The following is an 18,122-nucleotide window of genomic DNA, read 5'->3' as shown; positions in this document are numbered from 1 at the left end:
GGGTGGATCGGCCCTGGGATGGGCGCTGCAGGGGCGACCTGTGGGGGGCTGGTGAGTCGCCGTGTGTGGGGTCGGCTGACGGCGCTCCTTGGGTGCAGGGACGCTCCCCGGACGCGGCGCTGCTCCCGTCCGTCAGGCGCTTCGCTCCTCGCCCGCCACCGGGCTCTCCGTGCAGGAAGAGCGCTGCGATGGCCAGGGAGCGCAGTGGGGTGGGGCCCACCCAAGCCGGCGACGGCGTCCGGTTCGGGGTTGTCGCCGGCGTCCGGGGGCGGCCAGACTGACGCCATGGAGCGTCCCGTTCTCGACCCGGCCGAGCAACGCGTGCTGGGGGCCCTGCTGGAGAAGGAACGGACGGTGCCGGCGTCCTACCCGCTGTCGCTCAATGCGCTGCGCACCGCCTGCAACCAGACCACCAGCCGCGAGCCGGTCTCCGACTACTCCGATGCTGAATTGGAGGAGATCGCGCGGCGCCTCAAGCAGCGCGAGTTGCTCCGCGTGGTGTGGGCGGGCAAGGGGTCGCGCACGCTGAAGTACCACCAGCGGCTCACCGACGCGCTCGCCCTCGACGACGCCGAGCGCGCGCTGCTCACCGTGCTGCTGCTCCGAGGGCCCCAGGCCGCGGGTGAGCTCAAGTCGCGCACCGAGCGGCTCCACACGTTCACCGACCGGTCCGAGGTCGAGAACTGCCTCACCCGCCTGGCGGGTCGGACGCCCCCGCTGGCGGCTCAGCTGGAACGCCGCGCCGGTCAGCAGGATCCGCGCTGGTCGCACCTGCTCGGCCCGGTGCCGGACGCGACCGCCGCTGCTCCGGCGAGCGGGTCCATCGACCGCGAGGTCGTGCTCGCAGCAGGGCCGGCCGCCCGCGACGCGGCGGTGCGGGACGCGTACGACGCGGCCGCCGACGCGTACGCGGACGCCACCGCCGACGACCTCAACGACAAACCGTTCGACCGCTGGCTGCTGGAGCGGATCCCGGACGAGGCGCCGGCGGGCCCGCTGGTCGACGTAGGGTGCGGGCCGGGGCACGTGGCGGCCTTCTTGGCGGACGCCGGCGCGGAGGTCACCGGGGTGGACCTGTCACCCGCGATGATCGAAAGCGCGCAGGCCGACTACGGCGACCTCACGTTCCAGGTCGGGGATTTCGCCCAGTTGTTGAGGCCGCCGCGCAACCCGGGGTGGGCCGCACTCGTGGCGTGGAACGCCTTCGCGCACCTGGCGGCGTCCGAACTGCCGGGGGTGTTTACGACGCTGGCCCGCACGCTGATCCCAGGGGGCTGGTTCGTCGCCAACGTGGAAATCGGACATGAGGTTCGCCACGTCACGCAGGCGTGGGGTCGAAGCGTCGACCTGACGTTCGTGCGGCACGATGCTGGCGCGGTGCGCGATGCTCTCGCCGCGGCCGGGTTGCGCGTGGACGAGTGGTACATCCGCGGTCCACAGGCTGATGAGGAGGGCGAGCGGTTGCTCGTGCTGGCGCGGCGTCCGTGATGGTCGACGGCTAGACGCGCGCCTCGGCCGGCGGCGCGGCGCGTCCGGCCAACGCCAGGACGGCGAACCCGGCGATGGCCAAAAGGGCCAGGGAAACTCGCAGGCTGGTGAAATCCGACACCAAGCCGATGAGTGGCGACGCGGCCAAGAACCCAATGCGCAGCAGCCAGCTCGCGATGGTGACGCCCGCGCCCTCGGGCAGCCCGGGGAGGCGTCCGGCTGCGGCGTACGCAGCGGGCACGACCGTCGCGCTGCCGTACCCGGCCAGCGCGAAACCGATCAGGACGGCCGGCAGTACCGGCACGGCGATGACCAGGACGCCGCCGATGGCGATCATGAGGCCGCCGAGGCGCATCACCGGGACGACGCCCCAGCGATCGGTGGCGAGGTCGCCGAGGAAGCGGCCGACCGTCTGGGCACCGATCATGACGACGAAGCCGATGCCGGCGATGCCGATGGGGGTCTCGACGATCTGCACCAGGTAGAGGGCCGCCCAGTTCATGGCGACCTCCTCGGGCAGGACGCCGACGATCGCCAGCACGGCGAGCGGGATGATGGCCAACCACATGGACTTCGTGAGCCGTGTGGACGCGGGGTGGTTGGACTCTTCCCTCCGCTGGGTGCGGAAATCGGCGGGGAGCCGGGCGAGCCAGACCGCGAGGCCAGCGATGGCGAGCCCGACGAGGGCGGCGGCGACGAGGTGGATCTGGAGGGGGACGCGCTGGCTGGCGGCGAAGGTGGCGACGGCGCCACCCGTCACGGCGCCCAGGCTCCACAGGGCGTGCAGCGAGTTGATGATCGACTTGCCGTAGAGGTCCTCGACCAGGAGGCCGTGGACGTTCTGGGCGGCGTCGGTCACCGCGTCCGCGAAGCCGGCGAGGAACATGGCGGCGCCCAGGACGAGGACGTGGGGGGCGAAGCCGATGATGCCGAAGGCGACGGTGAGGACGGCCGTGCTGCCGAAGGCGGTGGGCGCGGCGCCGAAGCGGCGGATGAGCGGGGCGGGCAGCCAGGACGAGAAGAGGGCCCCGAAGGGGTACATCGCGATGAGCACGCCGAACTGGGTGTTCGTGAGGCCGAACAGGGCCATGATCTCGGGGTAGCGCGGCAGCAGGTTCGACAGGGCGAAGCCGTTGGTGAAGAAGAGCAACGAGATGCCGATGCGGGCGCGCACGGGGTGGGTCGACGATGGTGACACGATTCAGGATCGTACGGGCGGCGTCGGAGAGAAGTCGAACTGCGTGAAACTCCGGTTTGGGTCTCAAACTCCGGCTCCGAACCCGGAGTTTGAGACCCAAGGGAGCGTGTCGGCGCCCCTCGGGCGGGCGGCTCAGGCCTGGCGCTTCTGGACGGACGCCCATTCGTCGCGGAGGCCGACCGTGCGGTGGAACGTCAGCGGCTCCGTGGTGTCGGCGGCGAAGTAACCCAGGCGCTCGAACTGGACGACCTCGCCGGGCTCCGTCTCCGCCAGCACCGCCTCCACCTTGCAGCCCGTCAGCAGCTCCAGGGACGCCGGGTTGAGGTCGTCCAGCGGCTCACCAGTCGCCTCACCCGGCACCTCGGTGGTGAAGAGCCGGTCGTACAGGGCCACGGTGGCATCCGCCGCGTGGTGCGCCGAAACCCAGTGCATCGTCGACTTCACCTTGCGCCCGTCGGGGGAGTTGCCCCCGCGGCTGGCCGGGTCGTAGGTCGCGTGGACGGCGACCACCTCGCCCGCCTCGTCGGTCACCACGTCGGTCGCGGTGACGAAATAGGCCCCCCGCAGGCGCACCTCCCTGCCCGGCGAGAGCCGGAAGAACTTCGGCGGCGGCACCTCGGCGAAGTCGTCGGCCTCGATCCACAGCTCGCCGCTGAACGCGACAAGGCGCGTCCCGGCCTCGGGATCGTCCGGATGGTTGGCGACCTCGAAGTGCTCCACCACCGGGTTGCCGTCGGCGTCGGTGGGCCAGTTCGTGAGCACCAGCTTGAGCGGACGCAGCACGGCCATCCGCCGCTGGGCCGTCGTGTTGAGCTCGCGGCGCACGAACGACTCGAATTCTTCGATTGCCTTGCGCGAGTTGGTGCGCGTGACGCCGACGGCCTCACAGAACGCACGCAGCGCGGCGGCCGGGTAGCCGCGCCGGCGCAGCCCACGCAAGGTCGGCATGCGCGGGTCGTCCCAGCCCGACACCACCTTGTCCTCCACCAGCGTGCGGAGCCGACGTTTCGAGGTGATCGTGTGCGTCAGCTCCAGCCGTGCGAACTCGCGCTGGGTCGGGGCGGGGCCGTCCAGCGGCAGGTGCGCCAGGAACCAGTCGTACAAGGGGCGATGTGACTCGAACTCCAGCGAGCACAGCGAATGGGTGACGCCCTCGATCGCGTCGGACTGGCCGTGTGCCCAGTCGTAGGTCGGGTAGAGGCACCACGCATCGCCCGTGCGGTGGTGGTGGGCGTGCCGGATGCGGTACATCACCGGGTCGCGCATCTGCATGTTCTCGTGCGCCATGTCGATCTTGGCCCGGAGCACGCGCGCACCGTCGGCGAATTCACCGGCACGCATGCGGCGCAGCAGGTCGAGGTTCTCCTCTGGCGTCCGGTTGCGGTTCGGCGACTCGACGCCCGGCGTCGAAAACGTGCCCCGCTGCTCGCTGATGGTGTCGGCGTCGGAGTCGTCGACGAACGCCAGCCCGGCCTCCACCAGGTGCTCGGCCCACACGTAGAGCTGCTCGAAGTAGTCCGAGGCGTGGCAGACCGAATCGGGGGTGTACCCGAGCCACGCGATGTCGTCGACGATCGACGCGACGTACTCGGCCTCCTCGGTGTCGGGGTTCGTGTCGTCCAGGCGCAGCTTGCAGACGCCCCCGAAGTCCTCCGCGATGCCGAAATTGGTGACGATCGCCTTCGCGTGCCCCACGTGCAGGTAACCGTTCGGCTCGGGCGGGAACCGGGTCTGGACGCGTCCGCCGTAGGTGCCCGCCTCGTTGTCGCGACGGATCAGGTCGCGGATGAAATCGTGGGCCCCGGACGGCGAATCGGTCATGCGCGAAGGCTACCAACGGCGCTCACGCGTCGCTCAGGCGAGGTCCCCGATGCGGAACGACGCCAGCGCGGCGTTCGGTCGCGTTCGATCGGCATGCTGGGCGCGGAAGCGTTCGGTCGCGTCGGTACCGCACAGCCCAAGGATGCGTGGCGCGCCCCCGGGGTGACGCCCGACCCACTCGGTGAGGTCGTAGACGCCGCCGTCGATCGCCACCCAGCACGACGCGGCGTCCGCGTGGGTGGCCACCTCGGCCAGCGAGTACGCCACTGCCGGGGACGCCTCGGCCGCGGCGGGGGCTGCCAGCCGCTGCGTCCACGTCGCGGTCGAGCCGGAGTGCCCCGCCAGCACGACGAACGTCAGGCAGGCCAGGGCCGCACCCACGGCGAGCGCCCCGACGGCCAGGACGCCCACGCCGCGCTGGCCGGGGCGGGCGGCGTCCCGGCGCTGCAGCACCCACCAACCACCGGTGAGGATGGCCAGCACCAGCGCGCCGACCATCGTCAGGGTGCCCCACCGGGCGTGGGCCTCAGGCTCGGTGAGCTGCGCCGCCAACGCCTCGCCCGAGAAGCGCGCCGCCACCGCGGCCACGGCCGCGGCAACCACCGCCACCAGCGTCAGCCCGGCGTGACGCTCGCGCCACCTGGCGGACGCCACCGCCGCAATGACGGCCAGCGCGGCCAACGGCACCAGCACCACGGCCGCGTGCACGACCAGGGGGTGGAGGGGAAGTCCGAGCATGCGCGTCAGTCGGCCGCCAGGTGGGGGGCACCCAGCCCAAAGCCCGTCGCGTAGGCGTTCCCCGCCGCGTCCACGTAGGGCTCGTAGTCGTCGAAGACGTCCTCACAGGACGCCTCGACGGTCGCCATGTCGGCCGGCATGGTGGCGGGCAGCCGGCCACCGGGGTGCCCGGCGCCGGTCACCACGTCGAGCAGCGCCCGATCCGAGACGCCGTAGTGGACGAACAGCGCGTCGGCGAGCGGCTCCACCTCGGCCAGCACCACCGGCGTGTCCAGCTTCACCACCGCGACCACCGGCCGGTCGCCCATCGCGGCCCGGGCCTGCTCCAACCGGTCGAGGTCGGAGGCGTTGGAGATCACGGCGTCCGCGCCGCGGTAGCTGCGGTCACCCGCCAGGGACGCCTCGCGCGCGGTCTCGGCGCGGTAGGGCCGGTACTGCAGGCTGATCGGCCGGAAGCCGTCGACGTACGGGTCGGCGTGCGGGCTCTCCATCACGACCAGGGCGGCGTCGGCGTCCGCCGGGTCGTCCACCGCCTCGAAGTACTCCGCCACCACCGCCGGCTGCAGGGCGTCGCTGTCGGCGGCGGGCACGAGATTGCGCATGAAGCCCTTGTGGGCGTCGGTGTGCCGGGGCGGGATCCACACCTTCGCGCCGCGTGGCAACCGCGTGTCGAGGCCCTTCAGCGCGATCACGGACGCCAGCTGCGCGTCGTGGCCGGCCTGCACGAACGCCGGATTGCCGACCACGGCGAGGCTCTCGGCCAGCTCCAGGTAGGGGTCGTCGAACAGCCCGACGCGGAACATGCCCCGCAGCAGCCGGACGGCCGCCTCCTCGAATCGGGCGCGCATCACGTCCTCGCCGTACCACTCGGCACCCAGCGCGTACGCCTCAAGCACCGGCGCCACCTCGTTGTTGCCGCCGAACTGGTCGACGCCGTTCATGATGAGGCGCAGGTGACGCTCGGCCACGCTCAGGTCCTCCACCCCGAAGCAGCGGGCGGCGAAGGAGTCCATCGGCCCGGGGTCGCCGGTGATGCCCCAGTCGGTGCACACCACGCCGTCGTAGCCGAGCTCGCCGCGCAGCTCGTCTTTGATGAGTTGCTCGCTGTAGGCGTTGCCGAACGCGCCCTCGTTCTGCCCGACCGACACCGAGTAGTACGGCATCACGGCTCCGGCGCTGCCGGTTGGCCCGTCAAGGGCGAACGCCCCCTCCACGAAGGGGCGGCGGTGGGCGTCCGCGTTGCCGCCGGGGTACACGTTGTACTGGCCGAACCGGTAGTGGGCGTCGCGTCCACCCTCGCCGGTGCCGCCGCCGGGCCAGTGCTTGACCATCGCGATGACGCTGCCCGGCCCCCAGCCGCCCTCGGCGTCCGGGGTGGTCTGCAGGGCGTCCACGTAGGCGCGGGTGAAGGCGACGGCCTGCTCGACGTCGCCGCCGAAGGTGTCCACGGCGCGCATCCAGCGCGGCTCGGTGGCCAGGTCGATCTGCGGGCCGAGCGCGGTGGTGAATCCCAGGGCGCGGTACTCCTGGCGGACGGTGTCGGCGAAACGCCGCACGGTCTCGACGTCGCCGATCGCGGCCAGCCCGATGCCCTCGGGCCACTTCGACACCGCGGCGCCGCTCGACTTGAACTCCGCGCCGGAGTCGGACGCCCCGTGGCGGGGGTCGGTGGAGAAGTTCACCGGCACGCTGAACGGCTGCTCCTCGGCGAGCTGCTGCATGCGGTTGTGCCAGCCGACGGCGGTCGGCACGTCGGCAAAGGTGATGACGAGCACGTGGCGGATGTTGTCGCGCAGGATGAGCTCGCGCTGGCCGTCGGTGAGATCGTCGGGGGCGTGGACGTCCGGGTCGTACGGCTGCCCGCCGTAGGTGCTCGAGAACGGCCCGCCGGGCAGTGACGGCACCGTCTGGTGCCGCGAGTAGAGCATGAGCCCGGCGATCTGCTCTAGGCTGAGGCGGCCGGCCAGGTCGCGGGCGCGGGCGGTGGCGTCCAGGCGCCAGTCCCCGGCCGGGATCAGCTCGCCGGTGCCCGCCAGGTCGCGGAACCAGCGGCCGTCGATCTCGACGACGCGGCCCGTGGCCGTCGAGATCGTCGGCCCGTCGGGGTTGGTGAAGCGCTGAACCATGGGGTCCTCCTCGATCCGGTCTGCCCCCGAGCCTACGGCCACCGGGGCCGGCATGGTTGAGTGGAGCCATGACGCCGAGTGGATCCAGGACGCCAACGCTGCCGACCCCCCGCACCCCCGACCCCGCCGAGGCTCCGCCGCTGCGCTGGGGCATCATCGCTCCCGGCAACATCGCCGGCGCCCTGGCGCACGCGGTGCGCACCCACACCCGCCAGCGGCTCGTGGCCTGCGGATCCCGCTCGGCCGAGCGGGCCGAGGCGTTCGCCCGCGAGCACGGCATCGAGCGGGCCTACGGCAGCTACGAACAACTCGTCGCCGACCCGGAGGTCGACGTCGTCTACATCGCCTCGCCACACAGCGAGCACCGCGCCCAGGCGCTGCTCGCCATCGAGGCCGGCAAGCATGTGCTCATCGAGAAGTCGGTCACGCGCAACGCCGCCGAGGCGCGGGCGGTGTTCGACGCGGCCCGCGAGGCCGGCGTCGCCTGTCTGGAGGCCATGTGGCCGCGGTTCGCCCCGCGCTACGACATCGTCCGCCAGCTGCTGGACGACGGCGCGCTCGGCGAGGTCGAGACCGTGCTGGCCGACCACGGTCAGCGCATCACCGCCGAGCACGCGCCCCGCCTGCACGACCCGGAGCTGGCCGGGGGCGCGCTGCTCGACCTCGGCGTCTACCCGGTGTCGTTCGCCCAGCTCGTGCTCGGCTCCCCGGCGGACGTCGACGCCCGCGGCACCCTGACCGAGACGGGCGTCGACCGGCAGGTGACCATGGTGCTGGGTGCCCCGGGCGGCGCGCAGGCCGCGCTGTCGACGACCCTGGCGGCCAAGACGCCGTGCGCCGCGTCCGTCTCCGGCTCGGCGGCCCGCGTCGAGCTGCCTGGCGTGTTCTACTCCCCGGGCATCGTGCGGCTCGTGACGGCCGAGGGCGACGCGGTCGAGTCCGAGCAGCCCGCGATCACCGGCAGCGAGGGGCTGTGCCACCAGGTCGCCCACCTCGCCCAGCTCATCGCGGACGGCCGCACCGAATCGCCCCTGCTGTCGCCGGAGGAGTCCGTCGCCGTCATGACGACCATGGACGACGTGCGCGCGCAGGTCGGCGTGCGGTATCCGGGGGAGTAGGAGACCGCACGGCCGAGGTCAGGGGAGCAGCGCCAGCAGCTCGGCCGGGCGGTGCCGGAACCGCTCGATGCTCTCGGTGCCGTCGGTCAGGGCGAGCAGGGTGCGGGTCAGCACCTCGTTGACCGGGGTGGGGACGCCGTGGGCGGCGCCGTGGCGCACCACGGCCCCGTTGAGGAACTCGACCTCGGAGCGGCCCCGCCCCGAGTGCAGGTCGATGTGGAAGCTCGGCATCTTGTCCCCGCGCCCGGAGCCGAGCGCCCGCGTGAGGGCCGGCTGCGCGATCACCCGGGGCAGCCGTTGCGCGGCCAGGGCCAGCAGGCGGACGGGCGTGCCTGGCAGGTCGACCGGTCGCAGCCCCATCGCGCGCATCACGCGCAGGCACTCGCGCAGCACCTCGACCTCGACGCGGTAGAGATCGGCGTCGGAGAACAGCGCGGCCACCGGCAGATCGAGGATCGCCGAGGTGGCGTTGCCGGTCAGGTTCGTGAGTAGCTTCGACCACTTCATCGCGTCCGCGTCGGCAAACCCGCGGCAGGCGAGCCCGGCGCCGTCCAGCGCCGCGACGAGCCGATCGGACAGCGGGTGGCCGAGCGCGACGCCCATGCCGCGGTGCTTCTCCTCCACGGCCTCGCCGACGCCCGGCTTGCCGACGGCCGACACCACGGTGCCCGCGATCACCCCGGACGCCCCCACGCGCGCGGCGATCGTGGCCTCGTTGTCGACGCCGTTCTGTAGGCTGAGGATCGCCGGGAGCGACGCCCCGGTGGCCACCAAAGAGTCGATGGCGTCCGCGGTGTCGAAGGACTTCAGCGCCACCACGGCCACGTCGTGCGGGCCGGCGGCGAGGGCGTCCGCCGGGCTGTCGTACACCGTGACCGTGTCGACGGCGCGGACGCCGCCCGCGGTGGTCACGCGCAGGCCGCGCTCCCGGATCACCGCTGCGGTGGCCGGCTGCTCGACGAACGCCACCGTCTGGCCGGACGCGGCGAGCGAGCCGCCGATGTAGGTGCCGATCGCGCCGGCTCCCAGGAACAGGAACTTCATCGCCCACCGCCTTTCCGCGCCGAGCCTAGCGACCCGTTGTCGGTCGGTCTCCCTAAGCTGGCTGCCATGAGCACCGCCCACCCCGCGCCCCGCCGCGGCACGACCCTGTGGCGCCTCGTGCTGGTGCTGTTGCTCCTGGCCGTGGCGGCCGGGGTGGTGTGGGCCTATGTGGTGCCGCGTCCCCCGTCGCCGGACGCCGTGCCCGTCGAGACGACGCCGGCGCCCACGCCGACCCCGACCCCCGCGATCCCGGAGATCGCGCGCCAGCAGGTCTGGACGTCCGACACCCCCTCCTCGGGGGAGTACCGGCTGAACACGGTCGCCCTCGAGCCTGCCGTCGCGCACGAGCGGGTGGTCGACTATGTGGTCAAGGTCGAGTCCACGGTGCCCGACATCGACCCCGACGAGGCGGCCCGGGAGATCCAGGCCGTGTTCGACGACGAACGCGGCTGGGCCGGGTACGGCCGGACGTCCTTCCGGGCGGTCACGCACGAGTCGGCCGCGGCGATGATCCTGTACCTTGCCGCCCCCGACAGCGCCCAGGAGTTGTGCGCCCCGCTCGACATCGCGCGGACGTGGAACTGCCGCAACGGCGCCAACGTCGTGCTGAACACCGACCGCTGGCTGTACATGACGCCCACCTACGACGACCTCGCCGCGTACCGCGCCTACCTGGTCAACCACGAGGTGGGGCACTACCTCGGGCTGGGGCACGTCGAGTGCCCCGCGGCTGGCAGCGTCGCCCCGGTGATGATGCAGCAGAGCATCGACCTGGGCGGGTGCCTGCCCAACGCGTGGCCCCGCGAGGCGGACTGACTCAGCCGCCCGCCCGCCGGTAGAGGAAGGCGGCCATGGCCTCGCGACTGACCGGATCCCACGGCCGGTAGGTGCCGTCGGGGTAGCCGGTGGTGACGCCGCTGGCGACCAGCCACTCGATCTCGGCGCGGAACGGGAGCCCGGCCGGCACGTCGGTGAACGTCGCCCGCGCCGGCGGGGTGAGGGCCGGGGAGCCGCTCGCACGGTGCAGGAAGGCGGCCATGGCGTCGCGGCGCACGGGTTCGAGCGGCCGGTACGTGCCGTCCGGGTACCCCGTGGTGATGCCCACCGACGCGGCCCACTCGATCTCGCGGTAGAACGGGTTGTCGGGCGTCACGTCGCGGAACGTCTGCCGCGTCGGGGTGAAGGCGGGCGCACCGGCGGCGCGGTGGAGGAACGCGGCCATCGCGTCGCGGGCGATGGGCTGCGCCGGGCGGAACGTGCCGTCCGGCCAACCGGTGGCGATGCGGCGCGCAGTCAGCCATTCGACCTCGTTGCGGAAGCCCGAGCTGGCCGCATCGGTGTAGGGCGCCGGTGGGGCGGTCACGCCGGCGACGCCGAGGGTCGTCCGGCGCGCAGCCGTCCACCAGATGGTCAGGTTCGCGTAGCGCTTCGAGCACACCCCGGCCGCGGTGCACGTCATCGGCGCCAGCGCGTTGCCCGTCCGGGCGGCCGTGAGCTGGGACGCCCGCGCGAGGGTCTCGGTGAGGGCGGGGGTGACGGTGGCCGGGGGCGAGGGCGCGATGGGCGGGGCGGTCGAGCCGGAGGCGGTCGCGGGGAACCAGGCGCGCAGGATGCGGTGGAAGTTGCGGTTGCCGTAGGTGGAGCACGCGTCGCCGGTGCCCGACACCGCGGCGATCGCGGCCTGGTTCGGCACGTAGGGGGTGTAGTTGTACAGCCCCGCGGTGGCCTGGTTCTGCAGGTACACCGACGCCTTCCCGCACGTGGTCTCGGGGTGGTAGGCGATCTGCACGGTGGTGCCGGCGCGGTGGTTGTAGCGCTCCGGGTGCTGCCGGTACTTCTGGAAGCGCTCGGCGGCGCCGTAGACCTGCGCGAAGTAGGACGCCCAGTCCGGCGCGCAGCCGGTGAAGTCGGGGCACCCGGCCCCCGTTGCCTGGTTGTACATCTGCCGGGTGAGCTGGCTGCCCGAGCGGGTGAGCAGGCTCGACTCGCGCTGGATCAGCACGAGCAGCACCTGCGGGTTGATGCCGCACGCCGTCGCCACGTCGGCGACGATGCCCGCCCCGGTGTTGGCGGGGTTGGCCGCGAGCGCTGCGCAGTAGGCGGTGGCGGTGAGCGCGGGGGTGGGCACCGTGTAGTCCTTCAGGCACGGCGTCTTGTCGGCGTTCGGCACGCAGGCGGCGCCGATCTGGGTGACGAACGCGGTCACCTCGGCGCGCGTCATCGCGCCCGGCCGGTAGAACGCGGCGTCCGAGATGAGGTTGCCGGGGTCGAAGCCGTCCAACGGGGAGGCGGCGGACGCCGGCGTCGGTGCGGCCCAGCCGGCCAGCCCGACCGCCAGGGCGGCCGCCGCGGCGGCGAGCGCGCGGAGGGGGCGAAGGACGGGCATGGTGCTCCTCAGGGGCCGACGGATGGGCGTCCGGGCGGGGTAGCCTGCGGGGCATGCTCGCCCTGCTCTCGCCCGCCAAGTCGCTCGACTTCGACACGCCGCTGCCGACGCGCAGGCACACCGTACCGACCCTGCTGGGCGAGTCGGAAGCCCTCATCGACGTCCTGCGCGGCCTGTCGGTGGCCGACGTCGGTGCCCTGATGGACATCTCCGACGAGCTCGCCGCCCTCAACGCCCAGCGGTACGCCGAGTTCACCGTTCCGTTCACGCCGGCCAACGCGCGCCCGGCCGTGTTCGCGTTCGCGGGTGACGTGTACCAGGGGATGGACCCCCGCCGGTTCGACACCCGCGACCTCACGCGCGCCCAGAAGACGGTGCGGATCCTCTCCGGGCTCTACGGCGTGCTGCGCCCCCTCGACCTCGTGCAGCCCTACCGGTTGGAGATGGGCACGCGGCTGCGGACCGAGCGCGGCGCGTCCCTGTACGCGTGGTGGGGACGCCGCATCACCGACGCGCTGCGCGACGACCTGGCCGCCTCCCCGGGCGCGGACGCCGTGGTGAACCTGGCCTCGCAGGAGTACTTCGGCGCGGTGGACGTCGAGCACCTGGCCGCCCGCGTGATCTCCCCGCGCTTCGAGGACACCTCGGCGCGGGGCCAGCGGTCGGTGGTGTCCTTCTACGCCAAGCGGGCGCGCGGGGCGATGGCGGCGTGGCTGGTGCAGCAACGGGTGCAGAGCGTCGCGGCCCTGCGGGGGTTCGACGCCGCGGGGTACCGCTTCGACGCGGACGCCTCGACGGCCGACCAGCCGGTGTTCGTCCGCCGCTTCGAGGACAGGCCTGCGCCGGCCGGAGGTTAGGCGTCCGGGCTGAACGCCAGCGCGGCGACGTCCCCGATCACCACCACCGACGGCGGGGCCATGCCGGCGGCGGCCTCGGCCAGCTCGGCCAGCGGGGCGCGCACCACGTCCTGCCGCGCGGAGAACGCGTGGGTGACGACGGCGGCCGGCGTGGCGGCGTCCAGGCCCCCGGCGCGGAGCTCGGCGGTGATCTCGGGCAGGTTCTTGACGCCCATGAGGATGACCAGCGTGGTGCCGGCGTGCGCCAGGGCGCGCCAGTCCAGCGTGCTGCGCGGGTCGCTGGGCGCGACGTGGCCCGACACCACGGTGAACCCCTGGGTCAGGCTGCGGTGGGTGACCGGGATGCCGACGGCCGCGGGGGCGGCGACGGCGGACGTCACGCCGGGGATGACCTCGACCGGGACGCCGGCCCGCGCGCACGCCAGCCACTCCTCCCCGCCGCGGCCGAACACGAAGCTGTCGCCGCCCTTCAGCCGGACGACCCGACTGCCGGCGCGGGCGTGCTCGACGAGGAGGTCGTTGATCACGTCCTGGCTGGTGGCGTCGCTGCTGCGCGGCCGCTTGCCGACCTCGATCACCCGGGCGCCGGGGCGCAGGAACGCGGTGGGGTCGGGCGCGAGGTGGTCGATCAGCACCACGTCGGCCTGGCCGAGGGCGCGCGCGGCGGCGACCGTGAGCAGATCGGGGTCGCCCGGGCCGCCGCCCACGAGGGTCACGGACCCGGGGAGGAGCTCGGAGCGCATGCCCGACAGGGTAGGCCAGTGCGGGCCGCGCACCGCGGGCCGTCCGAGCCTTGTGCGTTCAGCCGGCGACGGCGACCTCGGTGACCTGGTGCCCGGCCAGCGTGAGTGTCGCGGGGCGCTGCAACACCTCGGCCGCGAGCGCCTCGGCCGCGGCGGGGTCGTCGACGGCCAGGCGCAGCACGACGGTCGGCCCCCACGTGGCGTCGGTCACCTCGACGCCGCGCGCGAGCAGGGCGCCGTCGACGCGTCCGGCCTCCTCAGGGCCCAGTTCCAGCTCCACCAACGTACGCACGACGGGCCGGACGCGCGGCGCGCCGTCCAGCGCCAGCGCGACGGCGTCGGAGTAGGCGCGCACCAGCCCACCGGTGCCGAGCAGCGTGCCGCCGAAGTGGCGCGTCACGACGGCGACCACGTTGGTGAGCCCGGCGCCGCGCAGCACCTCGAGCATCGGGGTGCCGGCGGTGCCCGCGGGTTCGCCGTCGTCGGAGGAGCGCTCGATGGGCTGGGCATCGGCCACATCGACGATGAAGGCGCTGCAGTGGTGCCTGGCCTCGGGGGCTCGGGCGCGGGCGGCCGCGACCACGGCGCGGGCGGCGTCCTCGTCGTCCACACGCTCGACCCGGGCGAGGAACACCGACCGCTTCACCTCGAGCGTGGCCTCGCGGACGTGCCCGAGCGGCAGCCGGTCGGCCACGGTCAGGCCTGGGCCGCGGCGGCGTCCGGCTCGGACGCCTCGTCGGCCAGCACGCGCGCGGGGTCGGCGAGCAGGGTGGCGATGCCGTGGTAGGCCGCGCCGAGGGCCCCGGGGGCCTCGGCCGCGGTGCGGACGCTGACCTGCACCGGCTCGAAGGGCCCCGACAGCACGCGGGTGTCGAGCTCGGCGCGCACGGCCGGGGTGAGCGCGTCGGCCAGCTCGGCGAGGTGACCGCCGAGCACGACGTGGGAGAGGTCGAGCAGGTTGAGCGCCGCCGAGAGCGCGATGCCGAGGGCCCGGCCGGCGCGGGTGAGGGCGGCGGCGAGGGCCGGGTCGGGGTCGGGGGCGGCGGCGTCCGCGACGAGGACGTCCCAGTCGTCGCGCCCGGACGCGGCGAGCAGGGCCCGGCGTCCGGCGACGGCCTCCAGGCAGCCGCGCGCGCCGCAGCCGCAGACCGGCCCGTCCGGGTCGACGCACACGTGGCCGAGCTCGCCGGCCCAGCCGTGCCGCCCGGCGAGCACCTGGCCGCCGAGCACGGTCGACGAGCCGATGCCGACGTTGCCCGAGACGTACACGAACGAGTCGAGGTCGCCCGGGTACCCCGGGGCGGGCTGGGCGATGGTGAGGGCGGCGCAGTCGGCCTCGTTGTCCAGCCCCGTGAGGGTGCGTTCGGACGCCCATCGCGCCAGGTGGGGCAGCACGGCGACCTGGCTCCAGCCGAGGTTCGGCGCGCGCAGCAGGACGCCCGCGTCGTGGTCGACGATGCCGGGCAGGGCCACGTGGGCCGACAGCAGGTGGGCCCCGGCCGGGGCGTCCGCGAGCGTTTCGGCCCCGAGATCGGCCAGGCGCGCGAGGGTGGCGTCGGCGTCCGAGCCCGCGAGGTCGTCGGTCACGAACCGGCGAGCGAGCACGCGGCCGGCGAGGTCGATGACGTAGGAGGCGAGGTGACCGACGTTGGCCTCCAGGCCCAGCGCCACGAACGTGCCCGGCGCCGGCCGCAGCGGCACCCCGGGTCGGCCCCGGCCGCGCTGGGCCGGGTCGTCCTCGGCCAGGATGCCGCCGGCGACCAGCTGGTCGACGAGCCGGGAGACCGTCGAACGTGTCATGCCCGTGGCCCCCGCGACGTCCGCCCGGGTGAATTCTCCAGGGCGCGCGAACACGGCCTGGGCCACCAGCACGAGATTCAAGGAGCGAAGCGTCGACTGCCGTGCGCCGCGGGGTGAGGTGGAGGACAATGGCTGCACATCTTGACTGTACGCGAGAGCGCGTTTAGTCTTGTCGTGAAACTTATATCGATGGCGAGGAGGCCTCATCATGGTTCGTGCTCCGGAGAAGTCAGACAAGTTCTCGTTCGGTCTGTGGACGATCGGCTGGACGGGCACCGACCCCTTCGGCCCGGACACCCGCCCGGCCCTGGAGCCCTGGGAGTACGCGGAGAAGCTGGCCGAGCTGGGCGCGTGGGGCATCACGTTCCACGACAACGACGTGTACCCCTTCGACGCCGACGACGCGACCCGTTCGGAGCGCATCGACACGCTCAAGAAGGCGGCGGAGGCGTCCGGCCTGGTCATCGAGATGGTGACGACCAACACGTTCAGCCACCCCGTGTTCAAGGACGGCGGCCTCACCGCCAACGACCGCGCGGTGCGCCGCTTCGGCCTGCGCAAGGTGCTGCGCAACGTCGACCTGGCGGCCGAGCTGGGGGCGTCCACCTTCGTGATGTGGGGTGGCCGCGAGGGCACCGAGTACGACTCGTCGAAGGATCTCCACGCCGCGCACCAGCGTTACGCCGAGGGGCTCGACACGGTCGCGGCCCACATCAAGGAGCAGGGCTACGACCTGCGCATCGCCCTGGAGCCGAAGCCGAACGAGCCCCGCGGTGACATCTTCCTGCCCACCATCGGGCACGCCCTCGGCCTCATCGCCACGCTGGAGCACGGCGACATCGTCGGCCTCAACCCCGAGGTCGGGCACGAGCAGATGGCGAACCTCAACTACACCCACGGCCTGGCGCAGGCGCTGCAGGCCGGCAAGCTGTTCCACATCGACCTGAACGGCCAGAAGGGCCTGAAGTACGACCAGGACCTCGTGTTCGGCCACGGCGACCTGCTGAGCGCGTTCTTCACGGTCGACCTGCTGGTCAACGGCTTCCCCAACGGCGGCCCGACCTACGACGGCCCGATCCACTTCGACTACAAGCCCTCGCGCACCGAGGGCATGGAGGGCATCTGGGACACGGCGAAGGCCAACATGGAGACCTACCTGTTGCTCGCCGAGAAGGCCCGCGCGTTCCGCGCCGACCCGCAGGTGCAGGAGACCATGAAGGCCGCCGGCATCTTCGAGCTCGGTGTGCCCACGCTGGCCCAGGGCGAGTCGGTGGCCGACTTCCTGGCCGCCGAGGAGGAGTTCGACGCCGAGGCCTCCGGGGCGCGGGAGACGTACTTCGTCCGCCTGTACCAGCAGGCGCTGGCCCACCTGATCGGCTGACGCCGTGACGCTGGTCGCCGGAATCGACAGCTCCACCCAGTCGGTCAAGGTCCTGGTCGTCGACGCCGAGTCCGGCGCCGTCGTCCGCCAGGGCCGGGCCGCCCATCCCGACGGCACCGAGGTGGCGCCGTCGGCGTGGTGGACGGCCCTGGGCGAGGCCATGGAGTCCGCCGGCGGGCTGGACGACGTCGCCGCGGTGTCGGTCGGCGGCCAGCAGCACGGCATGGTGGCGCTGGACGCCTCCGGTGCGGTGATCCGCGACGCGCTGCTGTGGAACGACACCCGCAGCGCGCCGGCGGCATCCGACCTCACCGAGGAGCTGGGCGGGCCGCAGGCGTGGGTGGACGCCGTCGGCTCGGTGCCGGTGGCCAGCCTCACCGCCACCAAGCTGCGGTGGCTTGCCGATGCGGAGCCCGACCACGCGGCCGCCGTCGCGGCCGTGGCCCTGCCGCACGACTGGCTCACGTGGCAGCTCGCCGGCGCGCCGGGCATCGAGGCGTTGGTCACCGACCGGTCGGACGCCTCGGGCACGGCCTACTTCGACGCCGTGGGCAACGCCTATCGCCGCGACCTGCTGGGCCTCGCGCTGCGCCGCGACGCCGCCGACGTGGTGCTGCCCCGCGTGCTGGGGCCGGCGGAATCGGGGTTGGCCATGGCCACCTCCGGGGCCCCGCTGGGGCCGGGCTGCGGCGACAACGCCGGCGCGGCCCTGGGGCTGGGGCTGACCCCGGGGGAGACGTCGCTCTCGCTCGGCACGTCCGGGGTGGTGGCGGTGGTCTCGACCACGCCGGTCGCGGACGCCTCGGGTGCGATCAACGGTTTCGCCGATGCCACGGGTGAGTACCTGCCCCTGGCCTGCACGCTGAACGCCGCCCAGGTGTTCGACGTGTTCGCTCGCCTGTTGGGCGTCGACCACCGCGCGCTCGGTGAGCTCGCGCTGAGCGCCGAGCCGGGCGCGGGCGGGTTGGTGCTGCTGCCGCTGTTCAACGGCGAGCGGACGCCCAACCTCCCGGACGCCACGGCCTCGCTGCGCCACATGACGATGGCCAACTCCACGCGGGCCAACCTGGCGCGCGCGGCGTTCGAGGGCGTCCTCGGTCATATGGCCTACGCCCTGGACGCCGTCCGCTCGTTTGGCGTGGCCGTCGAGCGTGTGTCGCTGGTGGGCGGGGCGGCGAAGTCCGCCGCGATTCGCCAGCTGGCGCCGTCGATCCTCGGGGTCGAGGTCGTCGTGCCGCCGGACGGAGAATACGTCGCCCTGGGCGCGGCCAAGCAGGCCGCGTGGGTGGCGTCCGGTGCCGCCGAGGTGCCCGTCTGGCCCTTGGCGGGGGTCGAGACCCTCGCGGGCGACGACACCCCCTTCATCCGGCAGCGGTTCGCCGAGGCCCTGGCCGAGGCCGAGGGAGTCTGAGAAGCTGCCCG

The 18,122-nt window shown here is 73.4% G+C and carries 15 protein-coding genes; 6 read left to right on the top strand and 9 right to left on the bottom strand.

All coding sequences use genetic code 11. From position 1 onward, the window contains the following. The first annotated feature begins 285 nt into the window (after nt 1-285). On the top strand, nt 286-1,488 hold the full coding sequence (locus PCC79_RS15215) for a DUF480 domain-containing protein (protein WP_342372327.1): 1,203 nt from the start codon (nt 286-288) through the stop codon (nt 1,486-1,488). Nucleotides 1,489-1,498: 10 nt separating this feature from the next. Here PCC79_RS15215 and PCC79_RS15210 read toward each other — a convergent pair whose 3' ends face one another. From PCC79_RS15210 to PCC79_RS15195, 4 genes are all read right to left on the bottom strand, one after another. Further along, nucleotides 1,499-2,686, bottom strand: coding sequence for an MFS transporter (locus PCC79_RS15210; protein ID WP_232547233.1), 1,188 nt, complete (start codon nt 2,684-2,686; stop codon nt 1,499-1,501). A gap of 132 nt (nt 2,687-2,818) precedes the next feature. Next, nucleotides 2,819-4,507, bottom strand: a complete 1,689-nt coding sequence (locus tag PCC79_RS15205; protein WP_232547234.1) for a glutamine--tRNA ligase/YqeY domain fusion protein — start codon at nt 4,505-4,507, stop codon at nt 2,819-2,821. A 33-nt stretch (nt 4,508-4,540) separates the two neighbouring features. Beyond that, entirely contained in the window at nt 4,541-5,245 is a 705-nt protein-coding gene (locus PCC79_RS15200) for a cytochrome b5-like heme/steroid binding domain-containing protein (protein WP_342372326.1), read from the bottom strand. Between the two features lie 5 nt (nt 5,246-5,250). Then, on the bottom strand, nt 5,251-7,371 hold the full coding sequence (locus PCC79_RS15195) for a glycoside hydrolase family 3 N-terminal domain-containing protein (protein ID WP_232547236.1): 2,121 nt from the start codon (nt 7,369-7,371) through the stop codon (nt 5,251-5,253). Between the two features lie 68 nt (nt 7,372-7,439). On the opposite strand from PCC79_RS15195, the gene PCC79_RS15190 reads away from it, so the two are divergent. Beyond that, entirely contained in the window at nt 7,440-8,489 is a 1,050-nt protein-coding gene (locus PCC79_RS15190) for a Gfo/Idh/MocA family protein (RefSeq protein WP_232547237.1), read from the top strand. 18 nt (nt 8,490-8,507) lie between these two features. Here PCC79_RS15190 and PCC79_RS15185 read toward each other — a convergent pair whose 3' ends face one another. After that, nucleotides 8,508-9,533, bottom strand: coding sequence for a ketopantoate reductase family protein (locus tag PCC79_RS15185; RefSeq protein WP_232547238.1), 1,026 nt, complete (start codon nt 9,531-9,533; stop codon nt 8,508-8,510). 66 nt (nt 9,534-9,599) lie between these two features. Here PCC79_RS15185 and PCC79_RS15180 point away from each other — a divergent pair, with 66 nt between their 5' ends. Further along, the gene (locus PCC79_RS15180) at nt 9,600-10,349 is read left to right on the top strand and encodes a DUF3152 domain-containing protein (protein WP_232547239.1); all 750 of its coding nucleotides are present in this window, start codon (nt 9,600-9,602) and stop codon (nt 10,347-10,349) included. Between the two features lies 1 nt (nt 10,350). Here the strand turns inward: PCC79_RS15180 and PCC79_RS15175 are convergent, their stop codons facing one another. Continuing rightward, nucleotides 10,351-11,919 carry an S-layer homology domain-containing protein gene (locus PCC79_RS15175; RefSeq protein ID WP_342372325.1) on the bottom strand — a complete coding sequence of 523 codons (1,569 nt, stop codon included), beginning with the start codon at nt 11,917-11,919 and terminating at the stop codon, nt 10,351-10,353. Nucleotides 11,920-11,972: 53 nt separating this feature from the next. Between PCC79_RS15175 and yaaA the strand changes: the two genes are divergently transcribed. Then, nucleotides 11,973-12,776, top strand: a complete 804-nt coding sequence (yaaA, locus tag PCC79_RS15170) for a peroxide stress protein YaaA (RefSeq protein ID WP_342372324.1) — start codon at nt 11,973-11,975, stop codon at nt 12,774-12,776. Here yaaA and cobA read toward each other — a convergent pair. The 3 genes from cobA to PCC79_RS15155 are packed head-to-tail and all read right to left on the bottom strand — an operon-like array spanning nt 12,773 to nt 15,391. After that, on the bottom strand, nt 12,773-13,519 hold the full coding sequence (gene cobA, locus PCC79_RS15165; RefSeq protein ID WP_342372323.1) for a uroporphyrinogen-III C-methyltransferase: 747 nt from the start codon (nt 13,517-13,519) through the stop codon (nt 12,773-12,775). The genes yaaA and cobA overlap by 4 nt on opposite strands. A 58-nt stretch (nt 13,520-13,577) precedes the next feature. Beyond that, on the bottom strand, nt 13,578-14,213 hold the full coding sequence (locus PCC79_RS15160; RefSeq protein WP_342372322.1) for an IMPACT family protein: 636 nt from the start codon (nt 14,211-14,213) through the stop codon (nt 13,578-13,580). 2 nt (nt 14,214-14,215) lie between these two features. Then, entirely contained in the window at nt 14,216-15,391 is a 1,176-nt protein-coding gene (locus tag PCC79_RS15155) for an ROK family transcriptional regulator (protein ID WP_232547462.1), read from the bottom strand. A gap of 136 nt (nt 15,392-15,527) precedes the next feature. Here PCC79_RS15155 and xylA point away from each other — a divergent pair, with 136 nt between their 5' ends. Further along, entirely contained in the window at nt 15,528-16,700 is a 1,173-nt protein-coding gene (gene xylA, locus PCC79_RS15150; RefSeq protein ID WP_232547244.1) for a xylose isomerase, read from the top strand. A 4-nt stretch (nt 16,701-16,704) separates the two neighbouring features. After that, nucleotides 16,705-18,111, top strand: a complete 1,407-nt coding sequence (xylB, locus tag PCC79_RS15145; protein ID WP_232547245.1) for a xylulokinase — start codon at nt 16,705-16,707, stop codon at nt 18,109-18,111. The last annotated feature ends 11 nt before the right edge of the window (nt 18,112-18,122 follow it).

The organism is Propioniciclava soli (genome assembly GCF_038502305.1).
Lineage (GTDB): Bacteria > Actinomycetota > Actinomycetes > Propionibacteriales > Propionibacteriaceae > Propioniciclava > Propioniciclava soli.
This window is presented reverse-complemented; position numbering and strand designations above follow the sequence as displayed.

Excerpts from the sequence above, each read along its gene's own strand:
- PCC79_RS15215 (WP_342372327.1), top strand. The coding sequence starts at position 286 with ATGGAGCGTCCCGTTCTCGACCCGGCCGAGCAACGCGTGCTGGGGGCC.
- PCC79_RS15205 (WP_232547234.1), bottom strand. The coding sequence starts at position 4,507 with ATGACCGATTCGCCGTCCGGGGCCCACGATTTCATCCGCGACCTGATC.
- PCC79_RS15200 (WP_342372326.1), bottom strand. The coding sequence starts at position 5,245 with ATGCTCGGACTTCCCCTCCACCCCCTGGTCGTGCACGCGGCCGTGGTG.
- PCC79_RS15195 (WP_232547236.1), bottom strand. The coding sequence starts at position 7,371 with ATGGTTCAGCGCTTCACCAACCCCGACGGGCCGACGATCTCGACGGCC.
- PCC79_RS15190 (WP_232547237.1), top strand. The coding sequence starts at position 7,440 with ATGACGCCGAGTGGATCCAGGACGCCAACGCTGCCGACCCCCCGCACC.
- PCC79_RS15185 (WP_232547238.1), bottom strand. The coding sequence starts at position 9,533 with ATGAAGTTCCTGTTCCTGGGAGCCGGCGCGATCGGCACCTACATCGGC.
- PCC79_RS15180 (WP_232547239.1), top strand. The coding sequence starts at position 9,600 with ATGAGCACCGCCCACCCCGCGCCCCGCCGCGGCACGACCCTGTGGCGC.
- PCC79_RS15175 (WP_342372325.1), bottom strand. The coding sequence starts at position 11,919 with ATGCCCGTCCTTCGCCCCCTCCGCGCGCTCGCCGCCGCGGCGGCCGCC.
- yaaA (WP_342372324.1), top strand. The coding sequence starts at position 11,973 with ATGCTCGCCCTGCTCTCGCCCGCCAAGTCGCTCGACTTCGACACGCCG.
- cobA (WP_342372323.1), bottom strand. The coding sequence starts at position 13,519 with ATGCGCTCCGAGCTCCTCCCCGGGTCCGTGACCCTCGTGGGCGGCGGC.
- xylA (WP_232547244.1), top strand. The coding sequence starts at position 15,528 with ATGGTTCGTGCTCCGGAGAAGTCAGACAAGTTCTCGTTCGGTCTGTGG.